The organism is Candidatus Leptovillus gracilis (genome assembly GCA_016716065.1).
Lineage (GTDB): Bacteria > Chloroflexota > Anaerolineae > Promineifilales > Promineifilaceae > Leptovillus > Leptovillus gracilis.
The window spans coordinates 753107-772375 of sequence record JADJXA010000002.1 but is presented as its reverse complement, the minus strand read 5'-3'; the positions used below and the strand labels follow the sequence as shown (position 1 = coordinate 772375).

Sequence of the window (19269 nt, the reverse complement as noted above, 5' to 3'; positions counted from 1 at the left end):
CTCTACTCCACCAGTAAACCGGCAATCCGCTCATCTTTAGCCAACTTGACGACGGGTTGGGCCTTAGTGGAATCTTCCAGGGGAAGTTTGTCCGTGGCTAGCGGCAGGAAGCGCGCCGCGGTGATGGCCTGCAAGCGGCGCTCCGAAGACCACACGGCCGTTCCCACCACCGCGCTCCGCCGGGAGACCAGCGATTTCCCTTTCTGATTGGGCCGCTCCGGTGCAAACAGCCATTCGGCGCGCAAACGACGGCCGTAACCATCGGCCAGCACCACCACCAGCTCATCAGCAGGCTGGGCCAAAACAGCGCTCGTCACCCGGTCGTCGCTGTCCAGGTTGATGGCCTGTGTGCCAGAACCGCGCAAATCGGCCACCGGCCAGCGCACGGCACGGCCGTCGCGGGTAGCCACCACCAGCGTTTCTTTACCGCTCGCGCCCAAGGCGGCCACCACCACCCCGTCCAACGCATGGTCAAATTTAAAGGGGACCGGGGCCTGAATGTTGCCTTGCAGCACGTTGATGGGATACGGCCGTGCCAGTCCCGAACTCGTCACCAGCAGCAGCTTGGGCAGTTGGCTAATGGTCGCCCAAGAAGCCAGGGCGCACACCTGCTCACCGCGCTCCAGCTTGTGCAAGTCGCCCAACTTCAAGCCCAGGCGCTGCGCATCGGCCAATTGGCGCGGCGTCAGCAGCAAAAAGCGGTAATGGGTGGTGATGAGCAGCAGCGGCTCGTCCACGTCGGCCACCATCGCCTGCGCCACCGGGCCGTCTACACCCCATTCAAATGGCCCCCTCCCCTCTGCGTCAATGCGCCGCTGCGTTAAAACCACCCCATCCCGCCCCAACAACACCAACTGCGGCCCGGCATCGGGGACAACGGCCGTTTCCCCCCCGTCTTCCACCGCTCCTTCGGCCATCACAATGCGCCGCTGCACCAATTCCAGGTTGATGGGGCTGACGTGCGGCTGATGGGCGGCGGTGGGTGATGGCGACTCGCCCGGCGTATAGCCATGCGCCTCTATCTCGCCCCGCTCTATGCCGTAGGCGATAACCCCCAGGCCGGCGGTGACGCTGCTGAAGGTATCTATCGCCTGCACCTTTTCCGGGCCAAACAGGCGCCCCAACATCTCATGAAAGGCAGGGATTTCCGACGAGCCGCCGGTGCGAATGACGGCATCTATCTGGCCGGGCTGCAAACCAGACGCGGCCACTATCTCCTGTAAATGTTCCTCAATGGCCCGAATTTCGGCGCGGATGATGCCCTCAAACTCGCCGCGGGTAACAAAATCGCGCACGTGGAAGCCTGGCCCGTCCAGCAAAATCTCCGCGCCCCGCCGTTGGGAAAGCTGCTTTTTGGCTTCCTCAACAATGTCGAACAACTTGAGGCCGTAATTGCTGGAAACCATGCTCAGGAGCATGTCAATCTGGTAGCGGCGGCGGGCCGTGCGGGCGATGTCTTCCAGCGTATGGCGGTTTTCGGCCGTTTGCAGCTCCAACAGCTTTTGCCAGTCGGAGAAGGAATCATAAATCCATTTGGGTGTGGTGAGGGATTTGTGGCGGTCGCCGTAGAGGCTGCCTTCGCCAAAATGGCGCGGCAGCTTGGCGCGTACCAACTTCTGGTCGAACACGTCACCGGCCACGGGGATGCCCCCGGTCGCCAGCACCCGGCGATTGGCCGGGTCGCCCAGCCGCATGACGGTGATGTCCAGCGTGCCGCCGCCAAAGTCGAAAATCAACACATTTTGCGGCTGGGTGATGGTGGTTTCATAGCTGTAGGCGGCGGCGATGGGTTCGTACTGGAAGTATACTTTTTCGTAGCCGGCGCGAAAGGCGGCTTGCAGCAGACGGGCCTGCGCCAGACGGTCATGTTCGGGGTCTTGGGCGAAATGCACTGGCCGCCCCAGCACAATCTGGCGTAGTTCTTGCCCCAACTGCTGCCCGGCGCGGACTTTGACGGCCGTTAAATACAACGCGATCAACTCTTCCAACGAGTAGTAAAACTGGCCGACAACCGTGCCCGCATAGCTTTCGTCGCGCAGGCTGGTCTTAACGGAGAGAAACAGGCGGCCCGGCGACAGCACATCCACAAAGGCATATGAATCGGTGACGTAGTACATGTCGCCGCCAAACACTTCCAGTTCGCCGATCCACACTTTACGCAGCTTTACCGCCCGGCCGATGTTGTGCTGGTAATACAAATCTATCGCCGCCCGGCCAATGGTAACGGCCTGCTCGTTGGTGATGTAGACGGCCGTTGGCAGCACGCGCGGATTGGTATTGGATGGGTCCAGGGGCAGCACACGCACGGTACGGCCGTCGTAGACCGCCATGCCCGAATTGGTCGTGCCGAAGTCCATTCCCACAATCATGGTAAACGCCTCCTTTCGTCTGTCAGTTGGTTTGTACGTTGGCTTGTTGGTTGGTAAATGGGCGAACGAGAAGTTTAAGGGGAAACGGCCGTTTTAGCAAAAAGTCCCCGCCATTTCTGAAAATGCCGGGGACTCTCCACCGTTTTTATCGGCTGCGTATTATTTCCTATCCTGCGACAAAATCAGGGCAGAATACGGCGCCAGGGTGACATTGCCCAGGCAGGGCAGCCCATCCAACGCGCGCGCCGCATCACGCGCCGGGGCAGCGATAACGTCCGGGCAGTCGTGGCCGGTAAAATGACGGCCGTAAGCCTGATCATCGCTGTTAAAGCGCACCTTCCAACGCCCGGCGCGCGGCAGGCCAATCGTATACCCTTCCAGCGCACGATGCGACAGGTTCGCCACCACAATCACATCATCGCCCGGTCCGCCGTTCAGCCAGCGGTGGTAGGCGATAATTTTTTCGGTGTTGTTCACGTTGAAGACGTTTACATGTGCGCCTTGCAAGCCCTGTGTCTGGCCGTTTAGGTTACGGCGCAGACCAATCAACTCACGATAGAGGCGTAAAATCCCGTTGTGGTCTTGCGCCTTCCGCCAATCCAGCGGCACGTGGTCATCAAACCAGCCGCTTTCCAGAAATTCTTGCCCCTGAAAAATCATGGGGATACCCGGCGTGGTGAATAGTAGAACCGCGCCGAGGGTAGAACGCTTTTGGGCGAAAAAGCTGTCGGCCTGACCACTGCTGATTTCCTCCGGCACGCGGGCTTTGCCGTTGGCGACTTCGTCATGGGATTCAGTGTAAAGGATGCGCGACCAGGGATCGTCGCCGTAGCGGGCGCTGATGGCCGCGGCTACGGCCGTTACCTCTCGCGCTTCATCCAACGGCGTAATCACTGCCTGGCGGATGGGGTGGACAAATTGGGCGTCCCATTGCGCCGCAAACCCCAGACCACCGAGGGCTGCTGGCAGGGTAACGGCCGTGTTGTTCTGCAAATCCTCGGCGATGAGCAGCTTACCCGGCAGCTTCTCCTGGACCTCGGCGTTGATGGCCTGCATGAGCTGCCAGCCTTCGGCGATAGCCCCGCCTGGGTCGCCATCGTGCCCGTGGGCATTGCGGATGAAGTTGGTGGCGTCCCAGCGCAGCCCATCCACGCCAAACTCTTCAAACCACATAAACACGTTGTCGCGGATAAACTGGCGCACTTCGGCACGGCCGTAATCGGGTCGCGTATCTGCCCAGGGCGTTTTGGCGCGCCAATCATTGTAGAAATAAATACCGCCCTGCCCGTCCTCATGCCAGCCATCGAACTGCCACAAGCTCAGGTCTTGTGGGCCAAAATGGTTGTACACCACGTCCACAATCACCCCAATGCCCTGGGCGTGAGCGGCAGCGACCAGTTGTTGCAACGCCTCGCGCCCGCCGTAGGTATGGGTGATGGCAAAGGGAAAAGCGGGGTTATACCCCCAGGAATAGTCACCGGCAAATTCAGCCACCGGCATGATCTCAATGGCATTGACGCCTAATTCAGCCAGGTAGGGCAGCTTCTCCATGACGCCCTGGAATTGCCCGACCACGTGTGGCTGAACTACATTGAACGTACCGACGTGCAACTCGTATATCACCAGTTCGTGGCGCGTGGCCAGTTCAAAGCTTTCCCCTGGCGGCGCAGCCGGCGGCAAGACGACGCCATTTAAATGCGGCCCACTGACGGCGCGAGCGTAGGGATCGGCCCGTAAGTGTGTTTGGCCGTCATGATGGATGAGGAATTTATAGGTATCGTGGACGGCCGTTTTGTCGGCCGCCACCGACCACAATCCATCCCCTTCGCTGGCTAACGGCGTGCGCCAGGGTGACCAACTATTAAAGGAACCGGTCACAAACACGCCATCGGCGTGGGGCGCCCAAACGCGAAACGTGGTTTTTTCGCCATGCAGCGTGACGCCCATACCCGCCACGTCAGAAGGTTGCACCGGATTAAAAGTATGCCGCGTGTGATAAAGTACGCGGTCCAGAAAAACGCGCCAACCCGGCGCGATAGGCGTTTGCTTACTCATTTTTCACCTTCGTTTTTGTGTTATGTTAAACGGCCGTTCACCAGAACGACCCACAAAGGCGGCAGTGTACCCTGTTTGTATTAAATTTGTGTTAACGAGTGATAGACGCAAAGCGTCAAGCATCATGATTTCCGTTCAATTTTGTAACGATCAGTGCTTGGTAGAACCTGGTCATTCTGACGAGTCTTCGAGGAAGACTCCTTTTCCCGCTGTTCCGTCCAACTTATGGCGTGGCGCAACCTTTTTTTGAGGGTCACGTATAAAGGGATGTGTTGTACAATAAGACCACGGCGTCAGGAGAAAACGCATTACAACTGAACAGAGGTGGACGAGAGATGATCAATCCCTGCCAATCTCCCTTCCCCGTCTCTTAATTAAAAGGAATAGACCATGAGTGCAAAAAAAACAGATAAATACGAAGAGTTACGCGCGTCCCTGGGAACCCTGCCCCACGTCAGCCCGCCCCAGGTGGACACCTGGGTGGATTTGCAGCGCACCATAGACGGAACCCGCGATTACCTGATTCGCGCCGTGCCGCAAGCGCAGTTCAGCATAGACGAAGCGCAAAAAATCCTGGCCCAGCGGACTTACACGCTGGTCTTTTTTGGCGGCACCGGTGTAGGCAAAAGCACGTTGATCAATGCCTTGCTGGGCCGTAATTTGCTGCCGACCGGGGCGGTAACGGCCGTTACCGGCACCATTGTCTACATTGAACAAGCCGAAGAAGGTCAGGCCGAATCTCTCATCCTCACCTACTGGAGCAAAGAGGAATTTGCCGAGCGCGTGCGCCGTCTCTGCCAGTTGGCCGACATTGACGCCTTCGACATCACCAACGAAGGCGAACGCGACCAGGCCCGCGAAACCATCAAAAGCGTCGTCGAAGCCGGCCGCGACAACGCCAAAACCGAGCGCGACGAATACCTGGACATCCTGGTAGACTGCCTGGACTCCTACGACCATAACAAAAACCTCTACCAAAACGGCGGCGCTCCCGCCCCCATGAGCCTGGCCCTGGAAGACGAAAACTCCCTGCGCCACCTGCGCGAAGACGGCTTCAAAGGCAGCACCCAGCGGCAAATCCGTCTGGTCAAATCCGCCACCTTCAAGATTCATCCGCAGGCCGGTTTGCCCAACCTGCTCATGAACGGCTATCTGCGCATCGTAGACGTGCCCGGTCTGGGCGCTGGCATGAAGCTGCACGAAGCCATCACCCTGGAAGAGATGAAGCGCGAAGACGCCATGATCGTGCTGGTCACAGACGCCGGCCGCCAGCGCGTGGACGAAATGAAATCATTGTCGGCCGTCAACTGGATCAAAGAAAATCGTCTCTTCGGCCTCAGCGGCGCTGATTTAGACGAAGCCGCGTCCAAGATTTTCCTGGCTGTCAACGGCGGCAATATCCGCCAGGCGTTCGACCGCCTCAACTCCGGCCTGCCCCAAGCCGAGTTGGAAGTGAAAGAAGTCACCCGCTACATCGCCCCCAACTACTGGGAAAAATACCGCGATCGCGGCCAAAACCGCCCCTATTTCCTGGTGATGGCTCCATCGGCGCTGTACGTGCAAGACCCCGACCACGCGCCTTCCGAATTCGCCAGCGAAACCGAGCGCATTCTGAAGGTCTTCAAAGACCAGCTTGGCCCGGTTAGCGGCAGCGATCCGCTTGACCCAGACACCAAAGCCGCGCTGCTCAAACTGAGCGAAGTTGACCTGCTGCGTGAACGATTGGTAGACTTCATCAAAACAGAGCGCGTGCGCGGCCAACTACGTGAAGCAGCCACCCGCATCCGCAACGCCCTGCAAGCGCTGCGCTTCTACTACGAAAAGCAGTTGGCGGCGCGCGGCGTGCAGCCCCCCTTCGCCAACAGTTGGGAACAACTGCAAGAGCGCCGCTTCGAGAATGTGCTGCTGCGCCAGCAAAAAGATCTGCCACGCGCCTTCCACAACGCCTTGCTGGAACTGAGTATGCGCACCAACAACGACACGCGCTTCCGCAACCTGCTGCGCCCCACCCTGGAGGGCGTCAAAGGCATGGTCAGCGATTCGGTGCGGCGCGAGGTGGAGACCCTGTTGGAAAGTTACGGCACAGAATATTGGGACGACCGCGACGTGACCTACGACAACTTGATCTGGGGAACCAGCGGCATCGAAATTCCGATTAAGCGCATCCTGTACCAGGTGGAACTGATCATGCAGGATTCCGTCTCCAAGTTCATGCCGGAAGTGGCCGATGTGATGGGCGCGGAGCTGCAGCGCACGTTGGAAGCGCATGAAATCTACAGCCGGCTAGAGCGGGCCAGCTACGGGCAGGCGTACACCTACGCCATCCCCAACGCCGCCGAAGCGCTGGACCTGAACGGCGCGTATGAGGCCATCATCGGCCAGGTGGGGGCGAATTTCCGCCACATCTGCCGCCAGGCCACCATGTACGAACTGATGAAGCCCACCCGCTCGGTCCACGACCGGCTGGATCAGGGTGAACGGGAATTGGCACTGCCGACCAACGAACGGCTGCTAGACGTGGCTCTGTTGGGACCGGAAGTGGTGCGCCAGCAGATGGCCGCCAGCCAACCGGCTCCGGCGGCGGTAGGGAACAGCCAGACGGCCGTTACCCCCCAACCCGCCGAAGAAGAATTCGCCATCAACATCCTGGACGAACCGCTGACCGGTTCGCAGCCTGACTTCGACATCAGCTTCCTGGGTGACGAACCGGCGGGCAAGGCCATCCCGGCGGCCGAACTGGAAACCAGCTACGCCGACATGTTGGACAACGTGGCCGTGAAGGTGAACCGCATCTTCGCCGCTATCATCGAAGACCTGTTCAGCGACGACGAACTGCTGCCGCGCCTGCGCCGCCTGTTCTGGCTGGAAGCCACCAAAGCGGAGCGGGACTTCAACAACCAGCTTGTAAAGCCGATGCTGAAGCAGCACGACCGCAACCTGCAAAGCGCCGAACTGCGCCAGGCGATGGAAATTGACCTGGAATCGGTCTCTGACCTGGAAGGGCTGATGCGCGTCTGGGAAGGCTTGCACAAGCTGGAAACCAGTCTGGCGATTTAAGATTTTTACCGCAGAGCGCGCGGAGGACGTAGAGGTTTTTCTCTGCGCCTCTGCGCCTCGGCGTTAGAAAAATCAGGAGAAGATATGATGCCGGATTTAACGACTAAATTAATCCAGGCCATTCCAGACCGCGACCATCTGGCCCTGTTTGCCCAGCGGCTGCGAGGCTGGCTGATTGCCGACCAATCGGAAAACGCCGCGTTCACCGAATCGCGGGCGAAAGCCCTGCTGCGGGTGACCAATGCGGTGGATGATGCGACTCTGCACGATTTCACCCGGCTGATGGAACAGGAAACGGCCGTGCGCCTTTCCCTCCACCACCTGCTCAAGGCCACCGATCTGGCCGAAAACCCGGAAATCAGCGCCCTGTCTGCTGCCACGTCCCAATCCGAAATCCGCAATCCAAAATCCGAAATCGAATGGTTGTCGTTGGCGACGGCCGTGTTCGCCTGGAAAAGCGAATACCCGCTGCACCAACTCGATCCCGCCGCGCCACCGGACACCTACAGCCCAGCCGGTCTGGTGGTGAAGCAGACGGCCCATTTTCTGCGCCAACAGGTGCAGCGCAGCGCCACGGAACGGGACAAGCTGGGCCGCCAACTGGCGCATAATCCGACAGCCGCCGGGACGCCGACGCTAGACACCATGCCGCCAACCGGGGAAATCCCGCCGCTGCCGCCTTATTATCGGCCGCCCATCCCGGTGAATTACCCAGAAGTAGCGCGGGAGACCGTGCGGATTGAGGGCAATGAGGAGCCAACACCGGGCACGGCCGTTACCCGCAGCGCCCCCCTCACCATCACCGAAGACGACCTGCGCCCGGATGCCCTGCCCAACAACGTCACCCGGATGCCCTCCATTCGTATCAGTCAGGACCAGCTTCCGCAAACAGCGCCTACCCCGCCATCACGGGTGGTTACGCCGCGCAGCCCGGCCGGCAGCAGCGCCGACTTCTCGGACAGTGTGCGCCGCTCCTTTGGCCGCAAAGAGCCAATGGTCGCCACCAAGCTGCGGGTCGTGGTGCAGGAATACCCAGACGGCCCTGGCCTGTACGGGCTGCAAGTACGTGTCACCTGTAAGGGCATCAGGAGCTACGTAGCCGGGACCACCAACCGCGAGGGCAATTTTCTCTGCGAACTGCCTGTGCGCGCCCATTCTGGCCTGACCTATGACGTGGACGTGACCTGGCCGCGAGAGATGAACAACGAAATCGAGCGCAAATCGGTCACACTCAACGCCGACCGCACCGAGTTCCGGCTGCCGTTTTATCGAACTTTATCGCCGGAAGACAAAGGTTAACCCCTACCGAGTTATGTCCGAGCGTTTACGGTTGACGGAAGAGGATATCGCGGGCGTACAGCAAACTGTTTCGGCGGGGTTGGTGCGGATTACGGTTGATGATTTAACGGCCGTTCCCCCCCAACCCGACACCTTGCCCAACCTGGACGCGCTGGAAACGCTCATGTTCAATATGGTCAACGCGGCCCGGCTGGAGCATGGACAGCGCTGGCTGCCGAACAACCAGTTGAAATGGCACCCAGGGTTAACGGCCGTCACCCGCGGCCATTCCGCCGATATGCTTAAGCGGCAGTACATAGAACACATCTCGCCCGATGGCGTGACCGCCGCCCAACGCATTACCCGCTACGGCATCACCTATTTGGCCTGCGGCGAAAATATCGGCGTGGTTTATGGCGCAGCCAGTCACAGCGAGGCCGGCATCTACGAGATTCAGCACAAGTTTATGAACCAACCGCATAAATTCAGCAACCATCGCGGCAACCTGCTCAATCCCTTGTGGACCCACGTGGGTATTGGCCTGGCCTACGCGCCCAGCGGCGCTCTGGTAGCCACACAGAATTTTATTGCTGCAATTAGTGGATAGTTGGGAGTTGATAGTTGATAGCAGCCCATCCCACTAACAACTATCAACTCCCAACTATCAACTTCCCAAAGGAAACTATGACCGAAACCGAAACCATTGTCATCACGGATCCCGATGCCGACCGCTATCACACGTTTAGCTACATCAGTTGGTGGCAGCAAGAGGTGGTACGTAACGCCCGTGTCTTGGTGGTCGGCGCGGGCGCATTGGGCAACGAAGTCCTGAAGAACCTGGCCCTGATGGGCATCGGCAACGTAATGATCGCCGATTTTGACACCATCGAAGACAGCAACCTCAGCCGCTCTGTCCTGTTCCGGGCGAAGGACAACGGCCGTCGCAAAGTAGACGCTGCCGCCGATGCCGTCAAGGAAATCAATCCCGACGTTAAGGTCCTCACCTGGCACGGCGACATCAACTTCGAGCTGGGCATGGGCGTCTTCCGCCACATGGACGTGATCATCGGCTGCCTGGACAACCGCGAAGCGCGGCTCTCTATCAACCGCATGAGTTGGGCTGTTGGCAAGCCGTGGGTGGATGGGGCCATTGAGGAACTCATGGGCATTGTGCGCCTCTTCTGGCCCGGCCAGGGGGCGTGTTACGAATGCACCCTCACTGACTTCGATTACCAGCTCATTGGCCTGCGTTATTCCTGCCCGCTGCTGGCGCGGAACAACCTGCTGCAAGGCAAAGTGCCCACCACACCCACCAGCGCCTCCATCGTCGCCGCCTTCCAGACCCAGGAAGCGCTGAAGCTGCTGCACGGCCTGGAAGTGCAGCCGGGCAAGGCGATGATCATCAACGGCCTGACCAACGACATCTACACCACCGAGTACCCGGTGAAGCAAGATTGCCTGAGCCACAGTCGCCTGGAACCGATTGTGGAACTGCCGGAAATGAGTACGGCCGTTACCACCATCGCCGAATTATTAGCCGAAGCCCAACAACGACTCGGCCCGGAAACTGTGCTAGAATTTAATGGCGAATTGGTCGTTTCCATGCGCTGCCCCGACTGCGGCCAGGAAGAATTCATCTTCAAGAGCATGGCCCGGCTGTACGAAAGCGCCGCCGACTGCCCCAACTGTGGCGGCCACCGCGACATGAACCTGACCCACCGCATCAGCGGCGACGAATCCTTTCTCGGCCGCAGTCTGGCCGATATAGACATACCGCCCCTGAGCATTATACGCGCCCGCAACGGCCGTGAACGTATCTATCTGGAACTGACAGGCGATGCGGAAACCTTTTTGGCATTTGCGTAAACCGTAGTCCATAGTCCGTAAACCGGAATACGGAACACGCAACCCTACACCCGAATTTACGTAATTAACAATGATATTCGCTTAGTAAACCAATGGAGGCTTAAACAAATGGCAAGCATCAAAGTAATCATTTACGATCCCACCGGTTCTAAAAAGACCCCGGTTGAACTCCCGGCCGACGTGCCAATGCGCCGTCTGATCCCGGCGTTGGTCAGCAAAATGGGCCTGCCCACCAACCAGGGCGCCAATCCCATCACCTACCGGTTGGACCACCGCGCTTCCGGCAAGCGCCTCTCCGAGGATGATTCCCTGGCCGGCGCCGGCGTGCAAGAAGACGACATCTTGAGCTTATTCCCCGAAGTTACCGCGGGGTGAAAAATTTGTGAATTGTGAATTATGAATTGTGAACGGCCGTTTGCAATTCATAATTCATGCGTTCCGTTTGAGGACAACATGGCATTCGACATCCGTGAAACTCGGCTGCGCAACGATTACAAAAATATCCGTGAACTGGTCAACCGCAGTGAATTTATCCATGTGGTCACCACCGATGGCGACCCGCCGGAAAAATACCTGATCCAATTCACCTGCCGAGGCGTGGAAAATATCAAAAGCAGCGGCGAACCGATTTATCGCACCGACCACAAGGTGAGCATTTACCTGCACGCCGAGTATCCGCTGAAACAACCACAGTTAAAGTGGATGACCCCTATCTTCCACCCCAACATCCACGTGACCGGCGCGGTGTGCATCGGCGCATGGTGGGCGGCCAAAACGTTAGACGAACTGCTGCTGACGTTGGGCGAAATGGTTCAATACAAAAATTACGATCCACGCGACCCAATGAACTCTAAGGCGGCTTCCTGGGCGCTGCGCAACAAAGGGCTGTTCCCAGTAGACAAGCGCAGCCTGAAAGGGCAATCGTTGGAAGAGTTGATTGTGTTGGGGGATACGGAGACCGAACGCGATGACTTCGGCATCAACATCCTCTAAAACGGCCGTTCCCCCCGCACCAACCACCAACGACGCCAAACCGCTCGCGCCGGAACTGGGCCAATTAGGCAGCAAACAGCCGCCCAACCTGGATGAGAAGGGCTATTTACACGGCCGTACACCCGGCCCGGCGCAGGTGCAAATCATCGTCAGCCAGGCGGCGCTGCAACAGATAGACAGTCACGGCCGTTCCAACCTGTATACCGAATTAGGCGGCGCGCTGTTAGGGCGCGCCTACCAGTTTCAGGGCCAGGTCTTTGTCGAAATCCAGGCCGCCCTGCCCGTCGTCAGCGCCGACCATGGGCCGGTGCATTTCACCTTCACCGCCGACACCTGGCGCCAACTCCACCAGGATCGGGAGCAAAAATACCCCAACCTGGAAATCGTCGGCTGGTTTCATACCCACCCCTACCTGGGCGTGTTTTACTCCGGCGACGATGTGGTGGTGCATTCGGCCGCCTTTACGCTGCCCTGGCATGTGGGCCTGGTAGTAGACCCCGGCCACGACGAAGCCTGTTTTTTCGGTTGGGACACGGGCGAACTAGTCCCCTTCCCCGGCTTTTATGAACTATTGGACAGCCAGACGACGCCCTATGCCCGTTGGCGGGTGGTGCGCACCTCGGTGTGGAAAGACACCAGCGAGGCAGAATTGGCGCGGCGCGCCCCAGCCGGCCCGGAACCAACCACCGTCTACGCGCCGCGCAGCGTCAACCCATCGTTCAACCCCGGAATTGGCCTGATTGTCGGCAGCCTGGGGCTGCTCCTGAGCTTTTTTTTGCTCGTTGGCTGGGTGCTGCCGCTAAGCCAACAGGTCAACCGCCTGGAAAACGTGGTGCTGATGCTGGCCGATGAATCCCTGGCGGCCAGCAACGCCGCCGCCTGCCCGGACGCCCGCCTGCGCATCTTGTCGCCGCTAACCGGACAGCGCTACCAGACCGGGGCGACGATTGAGGTGATAGGCACGGCCAGCCACCCCAACGCCGACCGGTATCGCGTGGAAGCACGGCCGTCCGGCGCTGAAAACTGGGTTCCGCTGCGTACCCTGAACCGGGACACCACCCTGGGCACGCTGGCCCGCTGGGATACCACTACTTACGCGCCCGGTGGGTATGAACTGCGGCTGACGGCCGTTGACCCCAACAACATCCGCCTGGCAAACACCGACCTATGCGAATTGCAAATCGAGCTAATTCCGTAAATTCAGACCTGATAGGTTTCAGAAACCTGTCAGGTCTCGCTAAAACTCATGACCGACGAACCTGTTTACGCCGCAATCATTACCATTAAAGTCCCGGAATCGGGCCAAACCGCTTCGGTGACGGTGGTGCTGACGCCGCCCGACACAGTGACGGTAGACGGCCGTGTCAAAACGCTGGCCGACTGCACCTTGCAAGACCTGCAAGCCTTTGCCGACGAACTGGAAGCCGACGTGTGGGACGCTTACGAAGCCATCACCTTGCTGGAATTGGACGAGCAGGACAAGGCGGAAATTGAAGTGACCGTGCAAGACCGCAAAGGACAAACGCGCTCGTTGGCCGACGTGTGGCGGCGGCAGGTCATCATTTTGCCGGCCGTAGATGAAGCCGAAGGCGACGTTGTGGCTGACGCTGTGGCCGACACCCACGGTGAAACCGCTGACGCTGCGCCGGCCGAAATCAGCGAGGCCGAACCGGAGATTGTGCTGGAAACGGCCGTCGCCCCCGTCAGCCAAACCGAAGCGGAGCCAGATGTGCGCGTGGCCGATTCTGAGCCGGTATATGCCGAGCCGGAAGAAACGGCCGTTTCTGGCCCAGACGCCACCGTGATCGCCCCCAGTCGGGCGCGGGTGCAAATTGCCGGACGAAGGCTGCCCATCGGTTCGCGCACCTGGATGGCCGCCGACATTTTGCTCGACGAATCCGCATTACGCGCCGCCCAGGCCCACGCCCTCAGCAGCCCCAACCGGGAGGTAGCGGGCGTGTTGATTGGCCCGCGCCCGGAAAAACAGCCCGACGGCCGTTACGTCGTCCACGTCATTGACACCATCATCGCCAAACACACCGTCATGCAAGGGGCCAGCGTCACCTACACGCCGGAAAGTTGGCGCTACATGAACGATAAACTGGCCGAACGCTACCCGGATGAAACGGCCGTGATGGTCGGCTGGTATCACACGCATCCCGGCTTTGGCATCTTTTTGTCCGGCATGGACCAATTCATCCACCAGAACTTCTTCACCCAAATCTGGCACGTGGCCTTTGTGCTGGACCCACAGGCGCGCACCAGCGGCTTCTTCTGCTGGGACCGGCAAAAGACGCGCGTCAGCCCGGTGGAGTTTGAATGGCCCACCTGGGCTGCCCGCTCCTGGTAAAATTTCATCCAGACAACTTTTCTGGGAGGGCGCCACGAAGGCACGGAGAACACAGAGATTTAAAGAATCCTCCGTGTTCTCCGCGCCTCCGTGGTAAATAAACGCTTACAGAATTTCGACCAGAGACGCCGCCAGATTGATGTATAATACGGGTTGGATGGTTGGTTAGCTTGTTCGTTGGTTGGGGCACCTCTAAACAAACCAAACAAGCCAACAAACCAACAAACTAAAACTATGGCAGAACAGGAATTACCCCTGATTGAAATAACCTCGGACGACATCAGCGAAGCCAATCGGTTGAGCCTGCATTGTCCGATCTGCGCCGGCGCGGTGGAAAACAACGTGCGCGACCGTTCTTTGATGCCGGTGGTGTGCAGCAAGTGCGGCACGCTGTATCACCGTGCCTGTTGGGAGCGCAGCGGCGGCAAGTGCGCCATTTTGGGCTGCGAATGTACGGAATATTACGTTTACGGCCGTAACCGCGACCCCGCCCTCACCATCACTTACTCCGATCTGCCTGCGCCCTCGGCCAACGGCCGTGGACCGGCCGTCAGCCAGCAAACCAAACGCCTCAAAGCCGAGCAAGCCCGCGAAGTGGAGCGGATGCGCCAGCCCGGCTTCTGGCAGCGCCTGTGGCAGTGGCTGTTGGACCAGATACAGGTTGGCTGAACAGGAACCGTAATCCGTTATCCGTGAATCGGAACACGGAACACGGAACACCTCCGCCATGATCCGCCCCCTCAAAGTTAGCCAAAACTCCGCCTTTATTGACCAGCCGTGTGCGCTGTGCAAAGAGACGTTTGTCGCCGGTGACGAGATTGTCATCTGCCCGGAAGATGGGGCGCGCCACCATGCGCAATGTTGGGAAGCCAATGGGCATAAATGTTCGGCGTTTGGCTGCACGGGCAACGGCCGTTTACAATCCCCATCCACCCCGCTGCCGCCTCCCAATCGTCCCCGGGTCATAGACGCCCCCATCGAAGAGCCAGAATCCCGCTCCAAAGTGCGCGTGCTGCCCAGCAGCAGTCTGGGCTGCGCCCAAACCTGCCTGCTCCTCAGCATCGCCCTGGCAATCATCATCATGGCCTTTGGCTGCTTTGGCCTGTGGGCCATTGCTGATTACATTCTGCTGGAAAAGCTGGGCTGGTCTTACCGCGCCCCCCTGGGCGGCCTGATTTTGCCGCAAATGCTTCTGCTCTGGCCTCTATAGCGCCAATGTTCTTACGCGACGGCTCGCCCCCTGCCAATCGTCAATCCTTCAGCAAACTCAGGACCAATCGTCAATCGTCAATCGTATTGCCGCCCCCTGACCACTCTGATACGATATGAGTATGATACAAGACATTCAGCGCTTCGCGGAAGAAATAATCGGCAACGTCGAGCGCGTGATCATTGGCAAGCGCGACGTGCTGGAACTGCTGTTGGTTGCTTTGTTATGCGAAGGTCACGTCTTGCTGGAGGATGTGCCCGGTGTGGGCAAAACCATGCTGGCGCGGGCCATCGCCATCAGCCTGGGGGTGGATTTTAAGCGGCTGCAATGCACCCCCGACCTGCTGCCCAACGATGTGACCGGCGTTTCGGTGTTCGACCAGAAACAGCAGGCGTTTACCTTTATCCCCGGCCCGACCTTCACCCACATTTTGCTGGCCGACGAGATTAACCGGGCCACGCCGCGCACCCAATCGGCGCTGCTGGAAGCGATGGGCGAGCGGCAGGTGACGGTGGATGGGGTAACGCGGGAGTTGGAACGGCCGTTTTTTGTCATGGCGACGCAAAATCCGGTGGAGTACGAAGGGACCTTCCCCCTGCCAGAAGCCCAGCTAGACCGCTTTTTTATGAAGTTGAGCCTGGGCTACCTGGACGAGGCCACTGAAAACCAGATGCTGCTCAACCTGGGCGGCGTCCACCCCATCGAAACCATTCAAGCCGTGCGCGACGGCCGTCAACTACCAGATTTAGCGTCCCAGGTTTGGCAGATTCACGTAGACGACAGCCTGCGGCAGTATATCGTCAGCCTGGTGTTTGCCACCCGCCGCCACAAAGCGGTGTCCCTGGGCGCCAGCCCGCGCGGCAGCCTGGCCCTATACCGGGCATCCCAGGCATACGCGGCGCTGCACGGCCGTGAGTTTGTTTTACCCGACGACATCAAAAAGCTCGTCATCCCCGTGCTGGCCCATCGCTGCATCGTCCACCCCGAAAGCGCCCTGCGCGGCACAAAAATCGAAACAATCCTGGCCGATATCTTGACTGAAACGCCGCTGGAAATCGGGAATTTATAAGCGTCAGGCGTGACGATTGACGATTGACCGTTTCTCTGTCTCCTATGGGTCAATTTACCACACTGATTTTTATCTTGCTGCTGGTCGCCTTTTTGCTGCGCGTAGACTTCATCTTCTACATCGTCTACGTCAGCATTGGGCTGTATGCCTGGAACCGTTGGTACACGCCGCGAATTCTTGGTGGTGTTTTGGCGCAGCGCAAATTTACCGACCACGCTTTCTGGGGCGAAGAAGTGGCCGTATCTATTGAGGTGGAAAACACCAATCGCCTGAGCATCCCCTGGCTGCACCTGCGAGAATCGGTAGCAATTGAACTGACGGCGCGCCAGCCTACCAATCAGGTCATTTCGCTGCGCCGCCGCGAAACGGCCCAACTGCTGTACCAGGTGCGGACTGGCCGCCGGGGTTATTACCGCCTGGGGCCGCTGCGCCTGAAAACCAGCGACTTGTTTGGCCTGTTCCCAGAGCAGACCGGCAGCCTGCCGGCCGATTTTCTGACCGTTTACCCACGCATCTGGAGCCTCAGCCATCTCAATTTGCCTTCGCGCCTGCCATTTGGAACCATTGCCAGCCACCAACGTCTGTTTGCCGACCCGGCCCGGCCTATGGGGACGCGCCCGTTTCGTTCGGGCGACTCGCTGCGGCAGATTAACTGGAAAGCCAGCGCCCACACACACGATTTGTTGGTAAAAACCTTTGAACCGGCTATTTCGTTGGAAACGGCCGTCCTCCTGAACCTGCACCTGGGCGATTATGTCAGCAAAGACCGAGCCTACACCACCGAATGGGCCATTGAAGTGGCCGCTTCGCTGGCCGCCCACCTCATCAATTTGCGCCAGCCCGTCGGGTTGATCAGCAATGGCATTGACCCGTTGTACCAACCACAAGGCGGCCCGGTTGAATTTGACGAAAAGAGCGGCCGCCTCCTGCTGGCTCAACCGGGGCAAAACGGCCAACCGGCCACGCCGCCGCTGATTGCCCCGCGCCCCGGCCGGCCGCATCTGATGAAAATCCTGGAGCGGCTGGCCCGGCTGGAAGCAGGGCAAACGGTGTCGTTAGCGCAGTGGGCGGCCACCGCCTGCCTGGATTTAAGCTGGGGCGTCACCATTTTGGCGATTACACCCACCGGTGACGAAGCCACCTGCCACACGCTGCACCGGCTGGTGCGCGCCGGGTTTAACCCTATTTTATTGGTTGTGGAACCAGACCATGCGTTTGGTCAAGTACGCGACCGCGCCCGGCGCCTTGGTTTTGCCGCGTATCAGGTCCTGGAAAGACAAGACCTGGAGCGGTGGCAACGGCCGTTTCCCAACTAGCCATAGCCATGCGCAGCCAACCAACCAACGTCCCCTTTTCCTGGTCGCAAAGCGTCGTCCAACCGGCGCTGGTCATCATCAACACTCTGGCGCTAATCAGCGGGCCTCTGTTTGTGGTGCGCCGTTTTGATGCGGAACGGCCGTGGTTGGTCATATTGCTCATCTGCCTGCTGTTTGCCGTGGAAGGGTACACCACCACCATCTGGCTGCTGCAACCGGCGCGCCGCCTGCTCAATCATGGCTATTATCGGATCGCCGAACTGCTGGTGCTGTTTGTGCTGCTGCGTCTGGCAGCCTGGGGCATTGCCGGCAATTGGCCCAGCGCTCAGTGGTGGACAGCGCTGTTGTTTAATCCGCTCTTGCTGATCGAAGACGCTTTTTTCATCGTGGCGTTGGTGGCGGCGTTTCTCACCTGGTCGCGCACACTGGCGATAAGCAACATTTTCATTCGTCTGGCTCCCGACACCGCTGAACAGCAGTATTACGCCATCCTACGGTCAGAACGCAGCGAAGGCAACCAGCCCATGCCGGCCAACCGGGTGGCACTGCAACGCAGTTTTGCCCAGCAGTTCCTGGTGGGCGCAATCATCCTGCTGGTTTGCACCGCGGCGATGTCTATTGAGATGGCGACTATCGGCGCGATTCGCAATCCACTAATCGAAGGGATCGGCCGTTTGCAGCTTCCGTCTGGCCTGTTAGCGGGGTTGATAGGCTACTTTTTGACCGGTTTTTTGCTGTTTAGCCAGGCGCGGCTGGCGATGATGGAGGCGCGCTGGCTGGCGGACGATGCTGTCAAAAGTCCGGGGATTGAGCGTATCTGGTCGCAGCGTACTGCCTGGATTTTGCTGGCGGTTGGATTGGCGGCCGCTTTTTTGCCGTTGGGTTCAACATTCCTGTTTAGCCGACTGGTAAGCTGGCTGATATGGGCGGTGATGTGGGGGGTAACGGCCGTTTTCCAAATTCTCTCCTTCCTCTTCCTGATGCTGTTCAGCTTCCTGATGCCCAACAGAACACCCCCTGAGGTAGAACCAGAACTCCTGCCGTCTGTGCCACCCTTTCAACCGCCGCTGCCCCAGCCAACCAACCCGGCGCAAACAGATATCCTGGCAATGATCCTTACCTCGGCTTTTTGGGCGGTGGCTATCGTCATGGGCGTTCTGGCTTTTTCTTATTTTTTGCGCGAGAGAGACGTGCAGCTAAACTCGGCGCTGCCGCGTCAGGCGTGGCAGGCCTTCCTGGCCTGGTGGCGCGCCCTTTGGCAGGGAATTAAATCCCAGGTTGATGACATTCGCCAGACGCTGCAAACACGCCGCCAGAGCGACGCAGCGCCCAAAACCGCACATGCCAGCCGATTTGTGCGCCTCAATGCCCTATCGCCGCGGGAAAAAGTGCGCTATTTTTACCTGTCTACGGTTAAACGCGCCGGCCGCGAAGGGGTTGTGCGGCAAGAAAGCGAAACACCATCCGAATATGCCGCGGACTTGAGAGAGAAGTGGCCGGAAGCCAGCCCAGATATTGACGGGCTGACCGAGGCGTTTTTACAAGCGCAGTACGGCCGTCAACCCGTGACAGAAACAGACATCCCCCCCATCAAGGCGCAGTGGCAGCGCGTGAAAGCCAGTATTCGCCGCCGCGTGGGGCGGTGGGCCGTAGACGGTAGGCCGTAGACAGTAAGCGGTGAGCCGTGTTCGGAATTAGAAAGGCAG

15 protein-coding genes are annotated in these 19269 nt (G+C 59.1%); 13 read left to right on the top strand and 2 right to left on the bottom strand.

Going from position 1 to position 19269, the window contains the following annotated elements; all coding sequences use genetic code 11:
- Positions 1-2 precede the first annotated feature (2 nt).
- Both IPM39_07755 and IPM39_07750 read right to left on the bottom strand, forming a co-directional pair.
- Positions 3-2369: an Hsp70 family protein gene (locus IPM39_07755; GenBank protein ID MBK8985964.1), complete on the bottom strand. Its 2367-nt coding sequence runs from the start codon at positions 2367-2369 to the stop codon at positions 3-5.
- Positions 2370-2528: 159 nt separating this feature from the next.
- Entirely contained in the window at positions 2529-4316 is a 1788-nt protein-coding gene (locus IPM39_07750) for an alpha amylase C-terminal domain-containing protein (protein MBK8985963.1), read from the bottom strand.
- A gap of 498 nt (positions 4317-4814) precedes the next feature.
- On the opposite strand from IPM39_07750, the gene IPM39_07745 reads away from it, so the two are divergent.
- The 13 genes from IPM39_07745 (at position 4815) to IPM39_07685 (ending at position 19230) form a co-directional block, all read left to right on the top strand.
- Complete coding sequence (locus tag IPM39_07745) at positions 4815-7481, top strand: dynamin family protein (GenBank protein MBK8985962.1); 2667 nt, start codon at positions 4815-4817, stop codon at positions 7479-7481.
- 84 nt (positions 7482-7565) lie between these two features.
- On the top strand, positions 7566-8780 hold the full coding sequence (locus tag IPM39_07740; GenBank protein MBK8985961.1) for a hypothetical protein: 1215 nt from the start codon (positions 7566-7568) through the stop codon (positions 8778-8780).
- 13 nt (positions 8781-8793) lie between these two features.
- The gene (locus tag IPM39_07735; protein ID MBK8985960.1) at positions 8794-9366 is read left to right on the top strand and encodes a CAP domain-containing protein; all 573 of its coding nucleotides are present in this window, start codon (positions 8794-8796) and stop codon (positions 9364-9366) included.
- A gap of 77 nt (positions 9367-9443) precedes the next feature.
- Positions 9444-10625: a ThiF family adenylyltransferase gene (locus IPM39_07730; protein ID MBK8985959.1), complete on the top strand. Its 1182-nt coding sequence runs from the start codon at positions 9444-9446 to the stop codon at positions 10623-10625.
- 108 nt (positions 10626-10733) lie between these two features.
- Positions 10734-11000 (top strand): EsaB/YukD family protein, encoded by a 267-nt coding sequence (locus IPM39_07725; GenBank protein ID MBK8985958.1) that lies wholly within the window; start codon positions 10734-10736, stop codon positions 10998-11000.
- Between the two features lie 78 nt (positions 11001-11078).
- Positions 11079-11618: a hypothetical protein gene (locus IPM39_07720; GenBank protein MBK8985957.1), complete on the top strand. Its 540-nt coding sequence runs from the start codon at positions 11079-11081 to the stop codon at positions 11616-11618.
- Positions 11593-12816, top strand: a complete 1224-nt coding sequence (locus IPM39_07715; GenBank protein MBK8985956.1) for a Mov34/MPN/PAD-1 family protein — start codon at positions 11593-11595, stop codon at positions 12814-12816. Before IPM39_07720 ends, IPM39_07715 begins: the two co-directional genes overlap by 26 nt.
- Before the next feature lie 48 nt (positions 12817-12864).
- The gene (locus IPM39_07710) at positions 12865-13968 is read left to right on the top strand and encodes a Mov34/MPN/PAD-1 family protein (protein MBK8985955.1); all 1104 of its coding nucleotides are present in this window, start codon (positions 12865-12867) and stop codon (positions 13966-13968) included.
- A 234-nt stretch (positions 13969-14202) separates the two neighbouring features.
- On the top strand, positions 14203-14637 hold the full coding sequence (locus tag IPM39_07705) for a hypothetical protein (protein MBK8985954.1): 435 nt from the start codon (positions 14203-14205) through the stop codon (positions 14635-14637).
- 58 nt (positions 14638-14695) lie between these two features.
- Entirely contained in the window at positions 14696-15178 is a 483-nt protein-coding gene (locus IPM39_07700) for a hypothetical protein (GenBank protein MBK8985953.1), read from the top strand.
- A gap of 115 nt (positions 15179-15293) precedes the next feature.
- Entirely contained in the window at positions 15294-16247 is a 954-nt protein-coding gene (locus tag IPM39_07695) for a MoxR family ATPase (protein MBK8985952.1), read from the top strand.
- A gap of 44 nt (positions 16248-16291) precedes the next feature.
- Positions 16292-17563, top strand: a complete 1272-nt coding sequence (locus IPM39_07690) for a DUF58 domain-containing protein (GenBank protein MBK8985951.1) — start codon at positions 16292-16294, stop codon at positions 17561-17563.
- Positions 17539-19230 carry a DUF4129 domain-containing protein gene (locus tag IPM39_07685; protein ID MBK8985950.1) on the top strand — a complete coding sequence of 564 codons (1692 nt, stop codon included), beginning with the start codon at positions 17539-17541 and terminating at the stop codon, positions 19228-19230. The genes IPM39_07690 and IPM39_07685 overlap by 25 nt, the downstream gene beginning before the upstream one ends.
- The last annotated feature ends 39 nt before the right edge of the window (positions 19231-19269 follow it).

Bases quoted from the DNA above. Each gene is read 5' to 3' on its own strand.
- IPM39_07755 (MBK8985964.1), bottom strand. From the start codon at position 2,369: ATGATTGTGGGAATGGACTTCGGCACGACCAATTCGGGCATGGCGGTC.
- IPM39_07750 (MBK8985963.1), bottom strand. From the start codon at position 4,316: ATGGGCGTCACGCTGCATGGCGAAAAAACCACGTTTCGCGTTTGGGCG.
- IPM39_07745 (MBK8985962.1), top strand. From the start codon at position 4,815: ATGAGTGCAAAAAAAACAGATAAATACGAAGAGTTACGCGCGTCCCTG.
- IPM39_07740 (MBK8985961.1), top strand. From the start codon at position 7,566: ATGATGCCGGATTTAACGACTAAATTAATCCAGGCCATTCCAGACCGC.
- IPM39_07735 (MBK8985960.1), top strand. From the start codon at position 8,794: ATGTCCGAGCGTTTACGGTTGACGGAAGAGGATATCGCGGGCGTACAG.
- IPM39_07730 (MBK8985959.1), top strand. From the start codon at position 9,444: ATGACCGAAACCGAAACCATTGTCATCACGGATCCCGATGCCGACCGC.
- IPM39_07725 (MBK8985958.1), top strand. From the start codon at position 10,734: ATGGCAAGCATCAAAGTAATCATTTACGATCCCACCGGTTCTAAAAAG.
- IPM39_07720 (MBK8985957.1), top strand. From the start codon at position 11,079: ATGGCATTCGACATCCGTGAAACTCGGCTGCGCAACGATTACAAAAAT.
- IPM39_07715 (MBK8985956.1), top strand. From the start codon at position 11,593: ATGACTTCGGCATCAACATCCTCTAAAACGGCCGTTCCCCCCGCACCA.
- IPM39_07710 (MBK8985955.1), top strand. From the start codon at position 12,865: ATGACCGACGAACCTGTTTACGCCGCAATCATTACCATTAAAGTCCCG.
- IPM39_07705 (MBK8985954.1), top strand. From the start codon at position 14,203: ATGGCAGAACAGGAATTACCCCTGATTGAAATAACCTCGGACGACATC.
- IPM39_07700 (MBK8985953.1), top strand. From the start codon at position 14,696: ATGATCCGCCCCCTCAAAGTTAGCCAAAACTCCGCCTTTATTGACCAG.
- IPM39_07695 (MBK8985952.1), top strand. From the start codon at position 15,294: ATGAGTATGATACAAGACATTCAGCGCTTCGCGGAAGAAATAATCGGC.
- IPM39_07690 (MBK8985951.1), top strand. From the start codon at position 16,292: ATGGGTCAATTTACCACACTGATTTTTATCTTGCTGCTGGTCGCCTTT.